This window comes from Hyphomicrobium sp. (assembly GCF_035572195.1).
Taxonomy (GTDB): domain Bacteria; phylum Pseudomonadota; class Alphaproteobacteria; order Rhizobiales; family Hyphomicrobiaceae; genus Hyphomicrobium_B.
This window is the reverse complement of record NZ_DATNBA010000148.1, coordinates 1-3,616: the sequence shown is the minus strand read 5'-3', so window position 1 is coordinate 3,616 and position 3,616 is coordinate 1. Positions and strand designations below refer to the sequence as shown.

The 3,616-nt window shown below is 59.3% G+C and carries 2 protein-coding genes; both read left to right on the top strand.

What is annotated here, in order from left to right:
• Positions 1–274 precede the first annotated feature (274 nt).
• Entirely contained in the window at positions 275–2,050 is a 1,776-nt protein-coding gene (locus tag VN623_RS12500; protein ID WP_325571366.1) for an ABC transporter ATP-binding protein, read from the top strand.
• A gap of 46 nt (positions 2,051–2,096) precedes the next feature.
• Positions 2,097–3,227 (top strand): glycosyltransferase family 4 protein, encoded by a 1,131-nt coding sequence (locus VN623_RS12495; protein WP_325571364.1) that lies wholly within the window; start codon positions 2,097–2,099, stop codon positions 3,225–3,227.
• Positions 3,228–3,616: the final 389 nt, after the last annotated feature.

The following is a 3,616-nucleotide window of genomic DNA, read 5'->3' as shown; positions in this document are numbered from 1 at the left end:
AACACCCGTGACGATGAAGTCCGTCGAGGTCCAATGTCTGCTGCTATACTGGAAGACCAGGTGCAGGCTGATGTCGGCCAATGCATGCCGTCCGTGCACCCGCTGAGCCCAATTTTGCCCAACGAAAATTTCGCGCACGTCGCGAATTTGCTAGGACAGCCGTCGAGGTTGAAGACAGCGCCGAAATTATAGCGGCGCCACCGGTTGCGAAGATTGACATTCGAAATAGTGCACGAGCGTGCATTGACGCCTGTCGGGGGGGCGCAGACGAGACATGAACGCCACCACCACAGATCTGTTGAAACGTCTCGTTCGCGAACACGGTCGTGAATACGCGCCGCAGTATGCGATGGCGATCGCCTGCATGGTTGTCGTCGCCGGCGCGACGTCGGCCAGCGCATACATCATGAAACACGTGATCGACACGATCTTCGTCAATCAGAACCGCGCTGCCCTTACCGGAATCACATTCGCCATCGTCGCCATCTTCATGGTCAAGGGGCTGTCGGCCTACGCCTCTGAAGTCGTGCTCGGCACCATCGGCAATCGGCTCGTCGCGCAGACGCAAAAGCGCATGTTCAATCACTTGCTGAAGGTCGATGTCTCCTTCTTCCAGGCCTTCTCATCGAGCGATCTGGTCACGCGCATCGTCAATAACGCGGCGGCAACGCGTGATGTTTTGAACATGGTCTCGATGAGCTTCGGCCGGGATTTGTTCACCATCGTCGGCCTCGTGGTCACGATGATCGCTCTCGATCCGATTATGACGGTGATTTCGCTGATCGGCGGTCCGATCGCGGCGCTCACTTCGAGAAAGCTGCGAGAGCGGATTTTGAAGGCGGCGAAGAGTGAGGTGCACTCGATCACCGGCATCATCAAGGTAACACGCGAGTTGAGCCAAGGCTCGCAGGTCGTCAAATCGTTTCAGCTTGAAAATAGAATGCGCACCCACGCGGAAAATGCGATCGGCGCCGTCGAACGCCTTGCAAACAAGATGCTGCGCATCGAAGCCAGCGTAAATCCCTTGATGGAAACCGTTGGCGGCTTTGCGGTAGCAGGCGTGGTTCTCTACGCCGGGTGGCGAAACCTCTATTACGGCGACACCCCCGGACAATTTTTTGCATTCATCACGGCGCTGCTGATGTGCGCCGATCCGGCTCGGCGGCTGTCGCGGGTCCAGCTTCAGCTGGCCACGGCCTCGGTCGGCGTCCGCATGATGTACGAACTGCTGGATACGCCCGCCACGGAAGACGAGCCGCCCGGAAAACCTGAACTCAAAATCACGGGCGGCGAGATCGTCTTCCACGACGTGACGTTCGCCTACGTGCCCGGCAAGCCCGTAATCAATGGCCTGAACCTCGTCGCCCCGGCCGGCCGGACGACGGCCCTTGTCGGCCTCTCGGGCGGTGGCAAATCGACGATCTTCGCGCTTCTGCAGCGGTTCCGGGAACCACTGAGCGGATCGATCACGATCGACGGCCAGGCCCTCGATGCCGTCTCCCTCGTCTCCGCGCGGCGGAGCATTTCGACGGTCGGTCAGGATGCTTTTCTTTTTGAAGGCACCATCCTCGATAACATCCGAACCGGGTTCGAAAGCGCCTCCGATCAGAAGTGCATCGACGCCGCCAAGGCCGCCAACGCCGACGATTTCATCTCGGTTCTGCCACGCCGTTACGAAACTCAGGTCGGAGAGCTGGGAACGCAGGTGTCAGGCGGGCAGCGTCAGCGCATTGCGCTTGCCCGAGCCTTCCTCAAGGATGCACCGATCATTCTTTTGGACGAACCGACCTCGGCCCTCGACAGCGAGACCGAGGAAGTCATCCAGCGCGAGCTCAAGGTGTTGACGAAAGGGAAGACGACCATCGTGATTGCGCATCGGCTTTCGACAATACTTCATGCCGACCTCATTCACGTCATCGAGGCGGGGCGCGTCATCGAGAGCGGAACGCATGAAAAACTGCTTGCGCAGGGCGGGGCCTACAGCCGGCTCTTCCGACTGCAATTTGCCAAGTTGATGGAGCCTGATCGGCCGTTGGCAGAGGCGATTTAGCGGTCGTGCAGCGTCTGGCTGCAGGGGGAGCGACGGCGATGATGACATGCGCATTCTAGTATTCATGCCGCGGAACATGAGATTCGGCCCGAGTAATGCGTCCTCGGTCGATCTCTGCGTCCGCGACCTCATCGTCGCAAGTCGCTATCGTGAGGCGACGACGATCGTCTGCTGCGAAAACGAGACGCTGTTTCCCGATCTCGACATCGCGACCTATTCGGAGACGATCGACGCCTCCAGGCGCCGCAAGTTGGCATTTGCCTCGCAACAGGTGGCGAAACTTTCGGCGGATCTCATCGTCGTCCAGCAGCATCTTCCGACCGCCGCCATCCTGGCGCGCCGGAGCACGGCTCCGGTCATCTTCCACAAGCACAACATGACCAAAGCCGTCGGTCACGGCGGCGTTCTGAACCGTCTCCGTCGCGGTTGGCGATTGCGGCAATATAATTCCCTCGCCGGCATCATCTTCGTCAGCCATGCCTGCAAGGAGGCCTTTCATAAAGACTGGCCTGAAGTTCAGACGCCCTGCGCCGTCGTTCACAACGGATTGGATTTTTCGCAGTGGCATCCGGCGCCGCAACGCGCCGACGAGATCATCTGCGTCGGCCGCGCGGCCCCGGAAAAAGGAATTAAGGAAGCGGCGTTGGCGATGGCCGCCGTCCTCGGCGCCGAGAATGGCTGGCGCGGCCGCTTGATTCTGGCCGAGCCGAACAGGTTTCCGGAGTACATGGGCGAAGTCGTCGCCGCCCTGGCTCCCGTTGCACACCGTGTCACGATCGAACTCAGCCAACCGTTTTCGGTCGTGCAACAACGCTATCAGCAGGCCGCCATCGCCATCATTCCGTCGAAGTGGGAAGAGCCGTTTGGACGAACCGCTCTCGAGGCCCACGCGGCAGGCTGCGCGGTCATCAGCGCGACCAGCGGCGGCTTGCCCGAAATCAATGCGAATAACGCTCTGACGCTGCCCGCAGACTTCGATGCGACGGACGTTGCGGATCGCCTCAGAATTTTGATGTCGGACGCCGAGCTGCGCCGGTCCCTTACGCAACGAGGCCTGGCACACTGCAAGACGCAATTCTCGCTGGAAAATGTCTCGGCGTCGGCTGACGATTTCTACGACCGGATCGCGCGCGCGAAATCCGGATCGAACATCTCAACCCGCGAAATCGCGGCGTAGCGAAAGACTACGCCGCGCCCCGAGGAACGCGGCGCTGGCGTCTCGATCAAAGACGTCTGCCCAGAGCCTATTCCATCAACTTCAAGCTGACGACGTAGGCGGCATATGATTGTTTCAACTATTCTGGTGGACCAGAACCGATAGTTGAGCGAGGCGTGACCCTCCTGCATCGTCGGCGCGAGACGTGCCGATACGAAATCTTTCAGTTTGTTCCATCGATAGTCTGCTTCAACTTCTTAACGAGTGCCTCTTCGTATGATTAAGGAGGTCCTTGGTTAGAATATTCTATACCAACCAGCCAATATACGAACTTATCTGCTGCTGGCAGCTCGCTTTCCGCGCGCTTGTTATTTTGCAGAGGAAGCAGAGAGAACCGGCCGGTCCAATGG

Excerpts from the sequence above, each read along its gene's own strand:
- VN623_RS12500 (WP_325571366.1), top strand. The coding sequence starts at position 275 with ATGAACGCCACCACCACAGATCTGTTGAAACGTCTCGTTCGCGAACAC.
- VN623_RS12495 (WP_325571364.1), top strand. The coding sequence starts at position 2,097 with ATGCGCATTCTAGTATTCATGCCGCGGAACATGAGATTCGGCCCGAGT.